Raw genomic sequence first — 16,218 nt, forward strand, 5'->3', positions numbered from 1 at the left:
CCATGGCCACGCCCCTGATCGATCCCCGCGACCTGGACTTCGCCCTCTGGCGCGTCCTCGACGCCGAACAGCTCACCGGCTACGAGCGCTTCGCCGATCACGGGCGCGAAACCTTCGAGGCGGTGATCGAGACCGCACGGCGCATCGCGGAGGACAAGTTCCTGCCGCACGCCGCCAAGGCCGACGCCAACGAGCCCTATCTGGAGAACGGCAAGGTCGTGCTGATCCCGGAGATCGCCGACGCGGTGCGCGCCTTCTCCGAGGCCGGGTTCATGGCCGCCCACCACGATGCCGGCCGCGGCGGGATGCAGCTTCCCTGGACCATCCAGCAAGCCGCCTTCGCCCATTTCAAGGCGGCCAACGTGCCGACCGCCGCCTATCCGTTCCTGACCATCGCGGCGGCCAACCTGATCCTCGCCCACGGGTCGGAGGAACAGCAGCGGGTCTGGATGCAGCCGATGCTGGAGGGCCGGTTCCTCGGCACGATGGCGCTGTCGGAGCCGCAGGCCGGCTCGTCGCTGTCCGACGTGCGCACCACCGCGCGGCTACTGGACGACGGCACCTACGCCATCAAGGGCTCCAAGATGTGGACCTCCGGCGGCGAGCACGAGATCTCCGAGAACATCGTCCACATGACGCTCGCCCGAATCGAGGGGGCGCCGGAAGGAGTGAAGGGGCTGAGCCTGTTCATCGTGCCGCGCTACCGCCTGGACGAGACGGGCGTGGCCGGCGTGCCGAACGGTGTGCGGCTGATCGGGCTGAACCACAAGATGGGCTATCGCGGCACGGTCAACACCGCGCTCAGCTTCGGCGAGGAGGACGACTGCATCGGCTGGATCGTCGGTGAGCCGAACAAGGGCCTGCTGCAGATGTTCCACATGATGAACGAGGCCCGGGTCGGCGTGGCCTTCGGCGCCATTATGCTGGCCTATCGGGGCTATCTGGAGAGCCTGGCCTATGCCCGCGAGCGGCCCCAGGGCCGCCATCCGGGCGACAAGGACCCGACCACGCCGCAACTGCCGCTGATCGAGCATGCCGACGTCAAACGCATGCTGCTGCAGCAGAAGGCGGTGGCCGAGGGCGGGCTGATGCTGGCGCTGGACCTGGCCATGCGCATCGACCGGATGAACCACGACCCCGCGCCCGACATCCGGCGGCGCGAGGGCCTGATGCTCGATTTCCTGACGCCGATCATCAAGGCCTGGTTCTCCGACCAGGCACTGGTGGCCAACCACAACGCCATCCAGATCTTCGGCGGCTACGGCTACACCCGCGACTTCCCGGTCGAGCGGTTCTACCGCGACAACCGGCTGAACCCGATCCACGAGGGCACCAACGCGATCCAGGCGATCGACCTGCTGGGCCGCAAGGCCGCGCAGAACCACGGCGCCGCCTTCGCCGCGGTGATCGAGGCGATCGACGACACGATCATCCAGGCCGCCGATATCCCCGAGACCGCAGAGATCCGCGACGCCACCCGCATCGCCCGCAACTGGCTGGTCGAGACCACCCGCGAACTGACCCAGGCCGCCCCCGAGATCGGCCCGATCCACCATCTCGCCAATGCCGAGGCCTATATGGACCTCGCCGGGCTGACCGTGTTCGGCTGGATCTGGACACGGCAGGCGATCGCCGCCGCGCGGGAGGGCGGGGATTTCGCCCAGGGCAAGCTGGCCGCGGCCCGCTACGTCGCCCGCTGGGAGCTGCCGCGGGCCGAACAGCGCGCCCGGCTGCTGCAATCTCTCGACGCCACGCTTGTCGATGTGCAAGAGAGCTGGTTCTAGACCGCGATCGGTTCAGATCGAAACGATCTGAGCCGTGAATCGCCGTCTCACCTATTAAGACATTCCGCCGCTTTGTGGCTCACCCGTTCTGGAGGACGATCCCATGACCATCCAACGTCTCGGCGTATGCGGCGCCGGCATGATGGGTTCCGAAATCGCGCTGGTCTTCGCGCTCGCCGACGTCAAGGTCCGGCTGATGGACGCCAGCCAGGAATACGTCGACAAGGCGATGGCCAAGCTGGAGAAGACGCTGGATTCCGGCATCGGCCGCGGCTTCTTCGCCGAGGAGGACAAGCCCCGCGCGCTGGCCAATATCGAGACCTTCACCGACGTGTCGACCTATGGCGACTGCGACCTGGTGATCGAGGCGATCACCGAGGACCAGGAGGCCAAGGGCGCGCTCTACAAGGAGCTCGACAAGGTCTGCAAGAAGGACGCGATCATCGCGTCGAACACCTCGTCGATCTCGATTTCGGTGCTGGCCTCGTACTTCTCCGAGGAGCGCCAGGGCAATTTCCTCGGCCTGCACTTCTTCTCCCCCGTCAGCCGGATGAAGCTCGTGGAAGTGATCAGCGGCATGGACAGCGATCCGGAGGTGGTGAAGCGCGCCACCGCCATGGTCGAGCTGCCGGGCAAGACCCCGATCCAGGTCAAGGACGTGGTCGGCTTCGCGGTCAACCGCATCCTGTTCGCCATGTGGGACGAGGCGATCCGCCTGGTCGAGGAAGGGGCCGCCACCCCGGCCGATATCGACACCGGCTGCCGCCTCGGCCTCGGCCACCCGGTCGGCCCGTTCGAGCTGATGGACAACATCACCATCGACCTGACCCTGAAGGTCAGCCAGATCCTGGAAGACGCCTATGGCGACCGGATGCACACCCGGCCGACCATCAAGCAGCTCCACGCCGCCGGCCGCCTCGGCCGCCGCTACGGCCGCGGCTGGTACCGCTACCAGGACGGCAAGCGGGTCGACTGACCGCACAGCCCTACCCTGCCCGTCTCCCCGGCCCCGTGCCGGGGCCCAGGATGAGGAATGCCGGAGCGCCGGGGGAGATCGTTCCAGCGCTCCAGCACGCGGCTTCCCTCGGTCCCGGCGCAAAGCCGGGAAGACAGGGAGTATCGCGGTAAGGGCACCCGGCACTCCGGCACCCCCTCCCCCACAACCGTCTCCCCGGGCCTGCCCCGGGGCCCAGGGCGAGGAGCGCTGGAACGCCGGAACGATCCTCCTCCGGCGCTCCGGCACGCCGCTCGCCTCGGTCCCGGCACATGGTCGGGAAGACGGAGAAGAGTGGGTGGGGGAGGAATCCCGCCTCCCCCGTTGCCCTGGCGCGCGCTTTCCTCTAACAGAGGGCGCCACCTGACGGTGGAACTGCGACGACCCGAAGGTATCTGCGTCCCGTGACCGACGATCCCGTCCTGGATCCTGCCCTGACCGCCCTTCTGCCGGCGGGGTTTCGCGACATCCTCGCCCCGAACGCGGCCAACGAGGCCCGGCTGATCGACGCCATGATGTCGACCGCCACCGGTCACGGCTACCTGCGGGTCAAGCCGCCCCTGATCGAGTTCGAGACCAGCCTGCTCCAGGGGCCCGGTGCCGCCACGGCAGAGCGCGTGTTCCGGCTGATGGACCCGATCTCCCAGCGCATGATGGGCCTGCGCGCCGACATGACGGCGCAGGCGGCCCGCATCGCCACCACAAGGCTGAAGAACGCGCCGCGCCCGGTGCGGCTCTGCTATGCGGGCGAGGTGCTGCGCACCACCGCCAACCAGCTCAACCCGGAACGCGAGGTCGTCCAGGTCGGCGCCGAATTGATCGGCAGCCCGACCGCCGAGGCCGATGCCGAGATCATCCTGGTGGCGATCGAGGCCCTGCGCGCGGTCGGCGTGGAACGCATCTCCCTCGACCTCATGGTGCCGACTCTGGTGCCCTCGGTGCTGGCCAAGCTCGGCCTGCCGGCAAAACCGCTCTCCGCCCTGCGCCAGGCGATCGACCGCAAGGACGTGGCTGCGGTGGAGGAAATCGCCGGTGACGGTGCCGCCGTGCTGGTCGGCCTGCTGGAGGCCGCCGGACCGCGCACCGAAGCGATGCAGGCCCTGTCCCGGCTTGACCTCCCCGGAGATGCCCGCGAAGCACTGGACCGGCTGACCGAGGTGGTCGAGCTGGTGACCGCGGTCGAGCCCGACCTTTCCATCACCCTGGACCCGGCCGAGAACCGCGGGTTCGAGTATCACACCGGCATCGCCTTCAGCCTGTTCGCCCGCGGCGTGCGGGCCGAGATGGGCCGCGGCGGACGCTACCGGCCGAACCACGACCCCGAGGGCACGGCCACCGGCTTCACCCTGTATCTGGAGCGGGTGCTGCAGGCGCTGCCCGACCCGAAGAAGCCGCAGACGGTCTTCGTGCCGCACGGCACGCCGCGCGATCAGGCGGCGGCGCTGCGCCGAGACGGCCGGATCACGGTGGCCGGGCTGACACCGGCGGACGATGCCGAGGCCGAGGCCCGGCGCATGGGCTGCACTTTCATTCTGCGCGACGGCCAGGTGGCCGCGCTGAACTGAGCTCGGGCCGGAGCGGCTCGCAAGACTGAGGACAACGGTATGAGCAATGTCGCGGTGATCGGCGCCCAGTGGGGTGACGAGGGCAAAGGCAAGATCGTCGACTGGCTGTCGGAGCGCGCCGACGTGGTCGTGCGGTTCCAGGGCGGCCATAACGCCGGCCATACCCTGGTCATCGGCAACCAGACCTTCAAGCTGAGCCTCCTGCCCTCCGGCGTGGTCCGCAAGGGCAAGCTGTCGGTGATCGGCAACGGCGTGGTGGTCGATCCCTGGGCCTTCGTCGCCGAGAAGCAGCGGATCGAGGAGCAGGGCATCGTCCTCACCCCCGAGGACCTGCAGGTCTCCGAAGTCGCCGCCCTGATCCTGCCGGTGCACCGGATGCTCGACCAGGCGCGCGAGAGCGCGCGCGGCGACAAGAAGATCGGCACCACCGGCCGCGGCATCGGCCCGGCCTACGAGGACAAGGTCGGCCGCCGGGCGATCCGCGTCGGCGATCTGGCCGAGCCGGAGACGGTGAAGGCCAAGGCCGCCTATCTCGCCGAGCACCACAACGCCTATCTGCGCGGCCTCGGCCAGCCGGAGATCGACGCCGACAAACTGGTCGCCGAGCTGATGGAGATCGCGCCGAAGATCCTGCCCTATGCCTGCCGCGTCTCCGAGCGGCTCGACGCCGCCCGGCGCGCCGGCAAGCGTATCCTGTTCGAGGGCGCCCAGGCGGTGATGCTGGACGTCGATCATGGCACCTATCCGTTCGTGACATCCTCCAACACCGTCGCCGGCCAGGCCGCCACCGGCTCCGGCATCGGCCCGACCTCCATCGGCACCGTGCTCGGCATCGCCAAGGCCTACACCACCCGGGTCGGCGAAGGCCCCTTCCCGACCGAGCTGACCGACGAGATCGGCAAGCTGCTGGGCGAGCGCGGCCGGGAGTTCGGCGTGGTCACCGGCCGGGCCCGGCGCTGCGGCTGGTTCGACGCCGTGATGGTCCGCCAGGCGGTGCGCACCGGCGGCATCACCGGCATCGCGCTGACCAAGCTGGACGTCCTGGACGGGCTGACCGAGCTGAAGGTCTGTACCGGTTACAAGCTGGACGGCGAGACCATCGACTACTTCCCGGCCGGCATGGGCGCCCAGCAGCGGGTGGAGCCGATCTACGAGACCATCGAGGGCTGGAGCGAGAGCACCAAGGGCGCGCGCTCCTGGGGTCAGCTTCCGGCACCGGCGATCAAGTACATCCGTCGGGTGGAAGAACTGATCGGCGCGCCGGTCACCCTGCTGTCGACCTCGCCGGAGCGCGAGGACACGATCCTCATGGAAGACCCGTTCGCCGACTGATCTTAACCACACAACCGGCGGCTGGCGCGGGTCTTCGACCTCGCCGAACCGCGTGCTAGACTTCGGCCGCGCGTCCTGATTCGCGCGGCTGGAGGATCCTCACGTGGCGGAGCCAATCGTCCTCAAGGAGCGGGTCGAGATCGACGCCGATCACCCGCTCCCTGAGTTCAATATCCAGAACGCGGCGGCCTATGCCGCGAAAGCCCGGCGGGAAAGCCAGGGCGAGATGATCGCCTATGTCTGCGATCCGAGCATCCCGCATCGCCACGACGATCTGGAATCCATGCGCGGGTTCACCACCAACGGGCTGATCCGCCTCGTGGAATGGGGGGTGGTCACCTGGCGTCCCCTCAACCGGCGCCTGGCGGTGGTGGTCTACGAAAAGCCGCTCGGCGGCCGTATCGCGTCGAAGATCTCCGACACGATCGAGCCGATGAGCGACGAGGTCATCACCCGCAACTTTCTCACCCCCGCGATGGGCGTGCTGCGGGACATGTCGGCCCGCGGCGTGCCGCACCGCGCGATCCGGCCGGACAACCTGTTCTATTCGGATTCCGGCAAGCGTCACATCATCCTGGGCGACGCGCTCACCGCCCCGCCCGGCCTGCACAATCCGACCTTCTGCGAGACCCTGGAACAGGGCATGGCCGATCCGGAGGCGCGCGGCCGGGGTGGCGTCTCCGACGACCTCTACGCCATCGGAGTCTGCGTCATTTTCCTGCTGCTCGGCCGCAATCCGCAGCACGCGATGTCACCGACGGAGATCATCGAGCGGAAGATCGCCATCAGCTCCTACGCCGCGCTCACCGCCGGCCACCGGATTCAGATGAACATGGTCGAGCTGCTGCGCGGCCTGCTCGCCGACGACCCGAAGGACCGCTGGTCGGTGCGCGAGGTCGAGCTGTGGATCGGCGGCCGCCGCCTCACGCCGAAGCAGGCGAAGCTGCCGCCGAAGGCGGCGCGCCCGATCAACATCGCCGGCCGCGACCACGACAACGTGCGGTCGGTCGCCGAGGCGCTGGGCCGCAACTGGCTGGTAGCCGGCGAGGTGGTGCGCGGCCAGGACTTCGACAACTGGATCCGCCGCAGCCTCACCGACGAGCGGGTCATCGACGCCATGAACAAGACCCTGGGCAGCCAGGCCCTCCTGGCCAAGACCCCGGACAGCGAGAACCCCCGGCTGGTCACCCGCGCCTGCATGGCCCTGGATGCGAACGCTCCCCTGCGCCACAAGGGCTTCAGCGCCCATGTGGACGGCGTCGGTGCGGCGCTGGCGATCGGCTTCGACCGCGAGGACATCCGCCAGAAGGTGGCCGACTTCATCAATGGAAAGTTCATCGGCGCCTGGATGTCGCTGCAGACCCGCAACCGCGCCGATCTGAACGAGATGTACGGCCTGTTCGACAAACTGCCAGTACCGCTGAACATGACCGGCATCGGCTACGGCATCGAGCGGGTGCTGTACGAGCTGAACAAGCACCTGCACTGTCAGTCGCCGCTGATCGAGCCGTTCTTCGTCACCACCATCGACCGGCTGATCCCGGCCCTGGAAGGCGCCTCGAAGAGTCGGGACCGGCCGCGCATGCCGATCGACCGGCACATCGCCGCGTTCGCAGCCGCCCGCACCGCCGACGTGGACGAGCGACACCTGCGCGCCCTCTCCAACAACAACCAGGGCGGCACCGACCACATCCTCGCCGCCCTTTCGCTGCTGGCCCGGATCCAGACCATGAGCAAGAACGGCCCGGCGCCGACCCTGGCCGCCTGGTTCGCGGAGCTGATGGAGCCGGCGGTCAACAGCTTCCACAATCTCAAGCAGCGCAAGGCCATCGAGGCGAACGTCGCCCGGGCCGCGGAAACCGGCATGCTGATGGAGCTGCAGGCGATCTATGCCGACCAGAAGGCGATCCAGCGCGACCAGCACGGCTATGCCCAGGCCCAGCAGGAGCACCGTTACTGCGGCGCGCAGATCGAGCAGCTCACCCTGGAATTGAACAACCGGGAACATATGGCGACCGAGTTGGGCGAGCAGGTCGCCGCCGTCACCTCGGGTGTCGTGGGGAGCCTGGGATCGACCGCCATCATCGTCATGTTCATGCTGTAACGCCTTTTACCTGATCCAGGACCCCTAGCCCCCGATGAGTGCCAACGCCGCCAGCTCCGCCGCCACCAAGACCATCATGTTCGTGCTCGTCGCCGGCGGCGCCGTTCTGTTCCTGCCGTCGATGATGCTGCTGGTGATCGGCATGACGCCGACCCTGGCCGCCATGCTCACCGACCGGCGGCGGGAGAAATACGCGACCCTCTGCGTCGGCTGCATAAATTTCACCGGTGTGCTGCCGTTCCTGATCGAGCTGTGGACCCAGGACCATACCTATGAGCATGCGTTCCAGGTGATCAGCTCGCCCTTCACCTGGCTGGTGATGTTCGGGGCGGCCGCAATCGGCTGGGCGATCTACTTCGTCGCGCCGGGGATCGTCGGCATGTTCATCGCCATGCGCGCCGACCAGCGGGTCGAGCGGCTGCGGCGGCGGCAGCGGGATCTGGTGGAGGAATGGGGGCCGGGCGTGGCCGGTAGCGCCGACCGGGACGAGGACGACGCCAAGAAGGGAGCCCGGCGGGGCGGCGGGCGCGAAGAGTAGGTCCTTCGCACCCGCGCGTCGTTTGCGGAGTTTTCAGTGTATTGAAATACAGTTCAGAATGATTCGATCTGAACCGATCGTGCTTTAGGCATGATCCTTCAGGAGCTTCTGTTCCATCGCGGCGTTCTTGATCGACTTCTGCAGCTTCTCGAAGGCCCGTACCTCAATCTGGCGGACCCGCTCGCGGCTGATGCCGTATTCCTGGCTCAGATCCTCCAGGGTGGTCGGGTCGTCGCGCAGGCGCCGCTCGGTCAGGATGTGACGTTCGCGGTCGTTCAGGGTCTCCATGGCCTTGTTGAGAAGCAGGCGCCGCTTCTGCAGTTCCTCGTCCTCGGCCAGACGTGTCTCCTGGCTGACTTGGTTGTCGTCGACCAACCAATCCTGCCACTCGCCCTCGCCGTCGATCCGCAGCGGCGCGTTCAGCGAGTGGTCGGGGCTCGCCAGGCGGCGGTTCATAGAGACGACGTCGGCCTCGGTCACGTCCAGCCGCTCGGCGATGGCGGTGACCTTGTCCGGCGACAGGTCGCCGTCCTCGATCGCCTGCATCTGGCCCTTGAGCTTGCGCAGGTTGAAGAACAGCTTCTTCTGAGCGGCGGTGGTGCCCATCTTCACCAGCGACCAGGAATGCAGGATGTACTCCTGGATCGACGCGCGGATCCACCACATGGCATAGGTCGCCAGGCGGAAGCCGCGTTCCGGATCGAACCGCTTCACCGCCTGCATCATGCCGACATTGCCCTCGGAGATCAGCTCGGCGACCGGCAGACCGTAGCCGCGATAGCCCATGGCGATCTTCGCCACGAGGCGCAGGTGGCTGGTGACTAGCTTGTGGGCCGCGTCCGTATCCTCATGCTCGCGCCAGTTCTTGGCGAGGATGTACTCCTCCTCCGGCTCGAGCATCGGAAACTTGCGGATTTCCTGCAGGTACCGTGACAGATTGCCTTCGACGCTGATCGTGGGCAGTGTGTTGCCGCTCGACGCCATGCGGTTTCCTTCCGGTTCGGTCGTCTAATTCCAAGGTCTTTAGAGAAAGCCGGGCACGCGAAGACCCGCTCCCGCAGATCCTATATTTAGGGTCTGCGGTGGCAATTTGAAGGCAGCCCGTCAGGCACCGCGCAACGCTCGCAGAAGCGTGATGAGGTCCTCGGGCAGCGGACTTTCGAAACTCAGCGGCTCGCCGGTCACCGGGTGGTCGAAGCCGAGTACCGCGGCATGCAGGGCCTGGCGGGGAAAATGCCGGACCGCCTCGCGCGCGCCGGCCGGAATCCGCGACACCCGCCCCCCGTGTCCGCGGCCATAAACCGGATCGCCGATCAGCGGATGGCCGATATGGCTCAGATGCACCCGGATCTGATGGGTGCGGCCGGTCTCCAGCCGGCATTCCAGCAGGGCCGCCCCGTCAGGCCGCTCCAGCGATCGGTAATGGGTCACCGCGTAGCGACCCTTTGCCTCGCTCACCACGGCCATGCGCTTGCGGTCCTTGGGATGGCGGCCGACGGGCGCGTCGATGGTGCCGGCCGGCGGCACCGGATGGCCGAAGCAGACCGCCCGGTAGGCCCGGTCGATGTCATGGGCGGCGAAGCGGGCCGCCAGTGCCGCATGGGCCCGATCGGTCTTGGCCACCACCAGCAGCCCCGAAGTGTCCTTGTCGATGCGGTGCACGATCCCGGGCCGCCGGACCCCGCCGATGCCGGACAGGCTGTCGCCGCAATGGGAGATCAGCGCGTTCACCAGCGTATCGCGCGGCGACCCGGGGGCCGGATGGACCGTCATACCCGCCGGCTTGTCGATGACGATCAGGTCTGCATCCTCGAACAGCACCGTCAGCGGCAGGTCCTGGCCCTCGGGCTCGGCATCCTCCGGTGGCGGCAGGGTGATGCGGTACTGCGCACCCAGTTTGACCGCCGCCGAGGGGTCGGTTATCGTCGTCGCACCGTCGCTGACATTTCCCTGCTGGATCAAGGACTTCAACCGGGATCGGGACAGCAGCGGCGCCTCCTCCAGGCGCTCGACCGCGCCGGCGAGCCAGCGATCCAGACGATCGGCCGGCAAAGCCGCCAGGACGTCGCCGGAGGCTTCGACAACCAGAATTTCGGCATCCGGCGCCAGGGCGTCGGCATCAGACAGGATGGGATCATCGCTCATGAGCGGCACCATAGGCGAAGGCCCTTCCGGGGAGAAGCGGCGTGAGGTCCCGTATCTCGGCGTCGTCAAGATCGCCAGCGTCGTGATGGGGATCATGATCGTGGTCGGGCTGGCGGTGATCGGCGTCACCATCGCCAAGCGCCTCTCCGGCGCGGGGGAGGAGCCGCAGGCCACCGCACCGGTTACACCCTCGCCCGCCGCCGCCGCCACCGCGGCTCCCGGTGCGCCGGGCACACAGGACATCGCCATCCCGGCGCGGTCCCGTGTGGTCGACGTGCAGGCCGACGGCCGGCGGTTGGTGGTCCGGCTGGCGCTGTCGGGCGGCGGCACGGCAATCCTGCTGCTCGACGCCGACACCGGCGCGCGGCTCGGCCTGCTGACGCTGACACAGGAAGGCCGCTGATACAGGAAGGCCGGTGACACGCCGGTACCGAGCGGTTCCAGGATCCTCAGAAGACCGGGCACCTTATAGGACCTGGGACCTCATAAGACCGGGAGCCTCAGAAGAACTGGAACATGTCGGAGGTGAACTGGGCGCTGGTCATCCCCATGATCCGAACGTAGTTGTTGCCGCCGAGATCGATCTCGGCGTCGCCATCCGTATTGTCGCCGGCGGCCGCCCGGATCCCGGCGAAGCTGACCAGCCCCGAGCCGTTGACGTTGGTCGCGATGTGCACGATGTCGCCGGCGGCGACGTCCAGATCGACGATCACGTCGAAGCCGTTGGACGCCTCGATATAGACGGCGTCCCGGCCGAAGCCGGTATAGATCCAGTCAACACCCGCCCCGCCGATCAGGACGTCGTTGCCCGCACCGCCGTCGAGCACGTCGATCCCCACGGAACCGCCGGCAGCGCCGCCATAGAGCGTGTCGTCGCCCTCCCCTCCGTTCAGCCGGTCGTCCCCGACCCCGCCGCAGAGCACGTCCGCATCGGCGCCGCCGGAAAGGGAGTCGTCCCCGACGCCCCCTGAGAGGGTATCGTCGTGCCGGTTGCCGACCAGCCGGTCGTCCCCCTCCCCGCCCCGGAGCAGATCGTCCCCCTGGCCGCCGAACAGCGTGTCGTTGCCGAGCTGTCCCGACAGGCTGTCCCCGGCGACATTGCCGTACAGAACGTCATCGTCCTTGCCGCCGTACAGCGTATCGGACTCCTGGCCGCCGAACAGCGTGTCGCTGTCCCGGTTGCCGTAGAGCAGGTCCGCCTGCTGATTGCCGTAGACCACGTCGGCCCCGGCGCTGCCGACGACGGTGTCATTGCCTTCTCCTCCGAAGACCCGGTCGTTGCCGCCTTCGCCGTCCAGACTGTCGTCTCCGGAGCCGGAGCCGATCGTGTCGTCGCCATCGCCGCCGAGCAGCGTGTCGTCGCCTTCCCCGAGGGAGATGAACTGGGAGGCGCTGTCCCCCGTCGCGAAGTTGTCGCCGCTGCCGCCGTTCACCGTGGCCGAGCCGATGATGCTGGCGAATGCGATGTTGTCGAGCTGCAGGACCGAACCGACGGGCAGGGACCGCACATCGATGACGAAGGCCTCGGATCCGGCTGCACCGTCGGACTGGGTGCCGGAAATGGCGATCGGGGCCGACAGGCTTGTCACCGTGGCGGTCGGGACGAGTGTGCGCACATCGAGCGTCGCAGTGGTTCCCAGCCGGCTGATGAAGGTCTGCAGACCGGAGATCAACTCCGCGCCGCTCCCGGCCTGCCGGGCATCCGCCGCCGCGAGCAGGGTGGACAGGGCGTCTTCCGGCGTCTGGGCGGCACTCGGACCTTCCGCGATGATCGATGTTTGGGCCGGAAGGGTGGCGGTGACGGCATTTCCGCCGGACCCCGTGTTCTGGACGAGGGATGCAGAGGCGGTCGCCGTGGTGGAGGTGTTCTGGATTGTCTGGGTCTGCGTGGTGACGACCGCCCCGGTGCTGGACGTCGTCGTGGTGGTGGTCGTGTTGGTTGTCGCCGGCACGGACGGTACCGTCGGGGGTGTGGGCGGTGCTGGCGGAGCGACCACGCCTCCGCCGCCACCTCCGCCCCCGCCGCTTCCACCACCGCCACCAGAGCCGCCGCCTCCCCCGCTGCTGGGCGGTGCGGCAACGGTCAGGGTCAGCGCTTGGGAGTCCGCCGAGGCATTGCCGGCGGCGTCGAGTTCGCGAATGGTGATGCCATAGCCGCCCGGCGCCAGGGACCGCGCCGTGACCTGATAGCTGCCGTCCGCCTCGCTGACAAAACCGCCGATCGTCACCCCGTTCGCCAGCAGGGCGTGCACGGACGAGGCGGTCGTATTCGTCCCGGAGAAGCTCGGGGTGGCGATTGTGGTGACGTTGTCCGTCCCGCTGGCACCGTCGTCACTGGCGTCGATCAGATCCGGCACGGCCGTCGCAGGGGGCGCGGCCGGCGCGGTTCCGTCGATCTCGATGGTCATCGTCTGGCCGGACGCCGCCTCGTTCCCGGCAATGTCCTCGGCGACGACGGAGATGGCATGGGTTCCGTCGGCCAGCGCTTCGGACAAGGTGAAACTCCATGCGCCCGTCGTGCCGGCGACCGTCGAGCCCATTGTCGTGCCGCCAACCAGGATATGGACCAGCGCCGCCACCTCGGCCCCATCGCCCGACACGGTCGGCGTCGCGACATTCGTGAGGTTGTCCGTGGCGCTCGTCCCACTGTCGCTGGTCGCGATCAGGTCGGGCGGCCCCGACGCGGCCGGCGCGGTCGTGTCGACGACGAGACCGAGACTGCTGGAAACCGGCCCGACATTGCCGACCGCATCGGTAACACCGACAGCGACGGCGTAGCTGCCCTCCCCAAGGGTAAGGGCATAGGACCACGACCCGCCCGAGGCGACGACCGTGCCGCCGGTCACGCCGTCGACGATGACATGCACGTGGTCGCCGTCGGTCGCGGAGCCGGTGAGGACCTGGGTGGTGGAGGCGGTAACGTTGTCCGTGGCGGAAACCCCGGCATCGCTCTCCCCCAGCAGGTCCGGTGCGGCGAGGGCGGTCGGGGCGGTGGTGTCCAGGACGACGCTCAGGCTCGGCGAGACCGGGCTGGCGTTGCCGGCCAGGTCCGTCTGAATAACCGTGATGGCGTTGACGCCTTCCGACAGGCCGGAGGTGAAGCTATAGCTCCACGCCCCGGCATCGGTGGCGGTCACGCTGCCGACCGTCACGCCGTCGTCGAGTATGTGGAGCCGCGCGCCGGTCTCCGCCCCGGCACCCTGGATCGTCGGGTTCGCGACGGTGGTTATGTTGTCAGAGTTGCTGAGACCTGTGTCGCTGGCGGCGACCAGATCCGGAAGGTCGGGCGCGATCGCCACGGAATCGACCTGCAGAACCAGGGCCGGGCTCGCCGGACCGCGATTGCCCGCCACGTCCTCGAAGAGCACGATGATGCTCCGGCTACCGTCCGTCAGCGCCTCGGCAAAGGTGAAGCTCCAGGCCCCTACCCCGTCGGCCGTCGCCACGCCGACCTCATCCCCGTCCAGGAGAACGCGGACCAGCCCGCCAGCGCCCGCACCGGCGCCGACGATGGTGGGCCGCGTCACATTCGTGATGTTGTCGGTTGCGCTGGAGCCGCTGTCGCTCGCCGGCGACAGATTGGGCTGGTCGGGGGTTGCCGCTGGTGCGGTGGTGTCTACGGTCACCGACAGAGCCTCGGAGATCGGCCCGGTATTTCCGGCCGCATCGGTGGCCCGGACCGCGATCTCGTAGCTGCCCTCCGCGAGGGTGTGGGCATAGGACCAGGACCCGCCGGACGCCAGGACCGTGTTCGAGGTGACGCCGTCGACCAGGACACTGACGATGTCGCCGCTGGCCGCCGATCCCGTCAGATGCTGAATGGCGGCGGTCGTGATGTTGTCGAGGGAGGACACACCGGTGTCGCTGGCGGCCAGGAGGTCCGGCGCGGCGAGGATACCGGGGGCTGTCGTGTCGACGGTCAGGCTGAGCGCCGGCGATGCGGCACCAACATTGCCGGCTAGGTCCCTGCCCTGCACCGTCACGTCGTAGGTGCCCGGTCCCAGCGTATGAGTATAGGACCAGGACCCATCCGTCGCGGTCACCGTGTTGACCGTCCGCCCATCAACGAAGATGCGGATCACGTCGCCGTTTGACGCGAAGCCGGTGAACTGGTGGGTCGGCGAATTGGTGATGTTGTCGGTGGCCGAAATGCCGGTATCGGAAGCTGCGAAAAGGTCGGGAGCGGCGAGAGCGGGTGCGGTGGTATCGAGCACCACCGTGAGCCCGGGGCTGGGGGCCGCAGTGTTGCCCGCCACGTCGCTTGCAACGGCGGTAATCACGTTAGGCCCCTCGCTCAGCGGGCTGGAGAATGCATAGACCCAGTCTCCCACCCAATCGGCCACGACACTTCCCAAAGTCGCTCCGTCGACAAGCACGTGCACAACACTGTCTGGTGCCGCACCAACTCCGGAAACGGTCGGCTGAGAGAGGTTCGTGATGTTGTCGGAGTTACTTGAGCCGCTGTCACCTGCGGCAAATAAATCCGGCTTTAGTGCCACTCCCGGCGCCGAAGTATCGATGACCAGCTCAAGCGCGGAGGAACGGGCGCCCACATTTCCGGCCGTGTCCGTCGCCTGAACGGTGATCGCGTAGGATCCTGCCGTCAGCGTGTGGGTATAGGTCCAGGAGCCCCCGACGGCGGTGACCGTGTTGGCCGTTACGCCGCCGACCAGGATGCTGACGATGTCGCCGGACACCGCCGACCCGGAAAACTCCTGAGTCGGCGAACTGGTGACATTGTCGCTCGACGAGACGCCGAGATCGCTCGTCGCCACCAGATCCGGCGGCGCCAGGGTTCGCGGCGGGATGGTGTCAACGTTGAAGGCGGGAACCGCCAGGCCGACATCTTTTTCAGGCGGGGAAGACAATGGGGTAAACAGGTCCGACGGTTCGAGCCGCACCGTGACCGCACCCTCCTCGTAAGGGGTCAGCGTCGAATAGACACGGAAGGCCGAAGCGTCGGGAAACGTCTCCGTCGCCAAGAGTGCCGGATAGACCGCGCGGGCTCGCCGACCAAATGCCAGGGGGATCGTGGCGGTCTCCGGCCACACGCCGCCGAGCGCATCGCCGCCGACCGGTTGGCCGCAGGCCCGGACCGGACAGTCGAACAGCCGCTCCAGCCTTTCGACGAACGCGGCCCCTGTGTCGCCCTTGGCCACCGAGCAGCCGTAGATCAGCAGTTCGGCCCCGACGGCAAGGCGCGAACGGATGCTGTCAACATATCCAACCGCGGCGTCCAACGCGACCTCATCGACAACCGACCCGCACAACCTAAGCGCGCCCGGCGACCCATGGGACAGAATGTGCAAGGCCTTGATCGAGCCGTGCCGTGTCATGGCACTGGCCATTGCCGCCAGACCGTCGCCGCGATGGGGAAGCCGGACGAGCTCGATGCCGTGCCTCAGCCCGCGGATCAGCGTCGCGCTATACTGTACGCCGCGATCGACGAACAGAAGCTCGCACCCCATACTCCTTTGTAAAATATCGACTTTCTCTGCAAAACTCGGGTTCAAACACCGCAGCACCGGCGGCCGGGAATCCCCTCCGACGGGTGGCCCACCCAAGTCAGACATTGGTGCGAGTCGAACGTCCATATGGTGTCTGCCGTGCTTCCGAGATCATCCCGGTTGGGGGGTGTCGGTAGGCTGAGTCGCTGAATCGTTTTAATAGAATATCTAAATTTATTATATCCTCAATAGTCGTTTTATTGTTCCAAAATTCTCTATTAAAGAGTATAATAGGTCAGTCTGACTATT

Annotated in this window: 10 protein-coding genes; 7 read left to right on the top strand and 3 right to left on the bottom strand. The window is 67.5% G+C overall.

Going from position 1 to position 16,218, the window contains the following annotated elements; genetic code table 11:
• Positions 1-2 precede the first annotated feature (2 nt).
• The 6 genes from G578_RS0117175 (at position 3) to G578_RS26810 (ending at position 8,317) form a co-directional block, all read left to right on the top strand.
• Entirely contained in the window at positions 3-1,784 is a 1,782-nt protein-coding gene (locus G578_RS0117175; RefSeq protein ID WP_028795298.1) for an acyl-CoA dehydrogenase, read from the top strand.
• Positions 1,785-1,887: 103 nt separating this feature from the next.
• A complete protein-coding gene (locus G578_RS0117180; RefSeq protein ID WP_028795299.1) occupies positions 1,888-2,760 on the top strand; it encodes a 3-hydroxyacyl-CoA dehydrogenase family protein in 873 nt (290 codons plus the stop codon).
• Between the two features lie 422 nt (positions 2,761-3,182).
• Positions 3,183-4,343: an ATP phosphoribosyltransferase regulatory subunit gene (locus G578_RS0117185; protein WP_028795300.1), complete on the top strand. Its 1,161-nt coding sequence runs from the start codon at positions 3,183-3,185 to the stop codon at positions 4,341-4,343.
• A 39-nt stretch (positions 4,344-4,382) separates the two neighbouring features.
• The gene (locus tag G578_RS0117190; RefSeq protein ID WP_028795301.1) at positions 4,383-5,675 is read left to right on the top strand and encodes an adenylosuccinate synthase; all 1,293 of its coding nucleotides are present in this window, start codon (positions 4,383-4,385) and stop codon (positions 5,673-5,675) included.
• 103 nt (positions 5,676-5,778) lie between these two features.
• Positions 5,779-7,779 carry a protein kinase family protein gene (locus G578_RS0117195; protein WP_028795302.1) on the top strand — a complete coding sequence of 667 codons (2,001 nt, stop codon included), beginning with the start codon at positions 5,779-5,781 and terminating at the stop codon, positions 7,777-7,779.
• Between the two features lie 34 nt (positions 7,780-7,813).
• Positions 7,814-8,317, top strand: a complete 504-nt coding sequence (locus G578_RS26810; protein WP_051244959.1) for a hypothetical protein — start codon at positions 7,814-7,816, stop codon at positions 8,315-8,317.
• Positions 8,318-8,401: 84 nt separating this feature from the next.
• On the opposite strand, the gene rpoH is transcribed toward G578_RS26810, so the two are convergent.
• Both rpoH and G578_RS26815 read right to left on the bottom strand, forming a co-directional pair.
• Positions 8,402-9,301, bottom strand: coding sequence for an RNA polymerase sigma factor RpoH (gene rpoH, locus G578_RS0117205; RefSeq protein ID WP_028795303.1), 900 nt, complete (start codon positions 9,299-9,301; stop codon positions 8,402-8,404).
• A gap of 120 nt (positions 9,302-9,421) precedes the next feature.
• Positions 9,422-10,462, bottom strand: coding sequence for an RluA family pseudouridine synthase (locus G578_RS26815; protein WP_211228951.1), 1,041 nt, complete (start codon positions 10,460-10,462; stop codon positions 9,422-9,424).
• Between G578_RS26815 and G578_RS0117215 the strand changes: the two genes are divergently transcribed.
• Positions 10,461-10,865, top strand: coding sequence for a hypothetical protein (locus G578_RS0117215; protein ID WP_028795304.1), 405 nt, complete (start codon positions 10,461-10,463; stop codon positions 10,863-10,865). The two genes, G578_RS26815 and G578_RS0117215, sit on opposite strands and share 2 nt — an antisense overlap.
• A 97-nt stretch (positions 10,866-10,962) precedes the next feature.
• Here G578_RS0117215 and G578_RS0117220 read toward each other — a convergent pair whose 3' ends face one another.
• Entirely contained in the window at positions 10,963-15,930 is a 4,968-nt protein-coding gene (locus G578_RS0117220; RefSeq protein ID WP_028795305.1) for an Ig-like domain-containing protein, read from the bottom strand.
• Between the last annotated feature and the right edge of the window lie 288 nt (positions 15,931-16,218).

The sequence above is a fragment of the Thalassobaculum salexigens DSM 19539 genome (assembly GCF_000423805.1).
Taxonomy (GTDB): Bacteria; Pseudomonadota; Alphaproteobacteria; order Thalassobaculales; family Thalassobaculaceae; genus Thalassobaculum; species Thalassobaculum litoreum.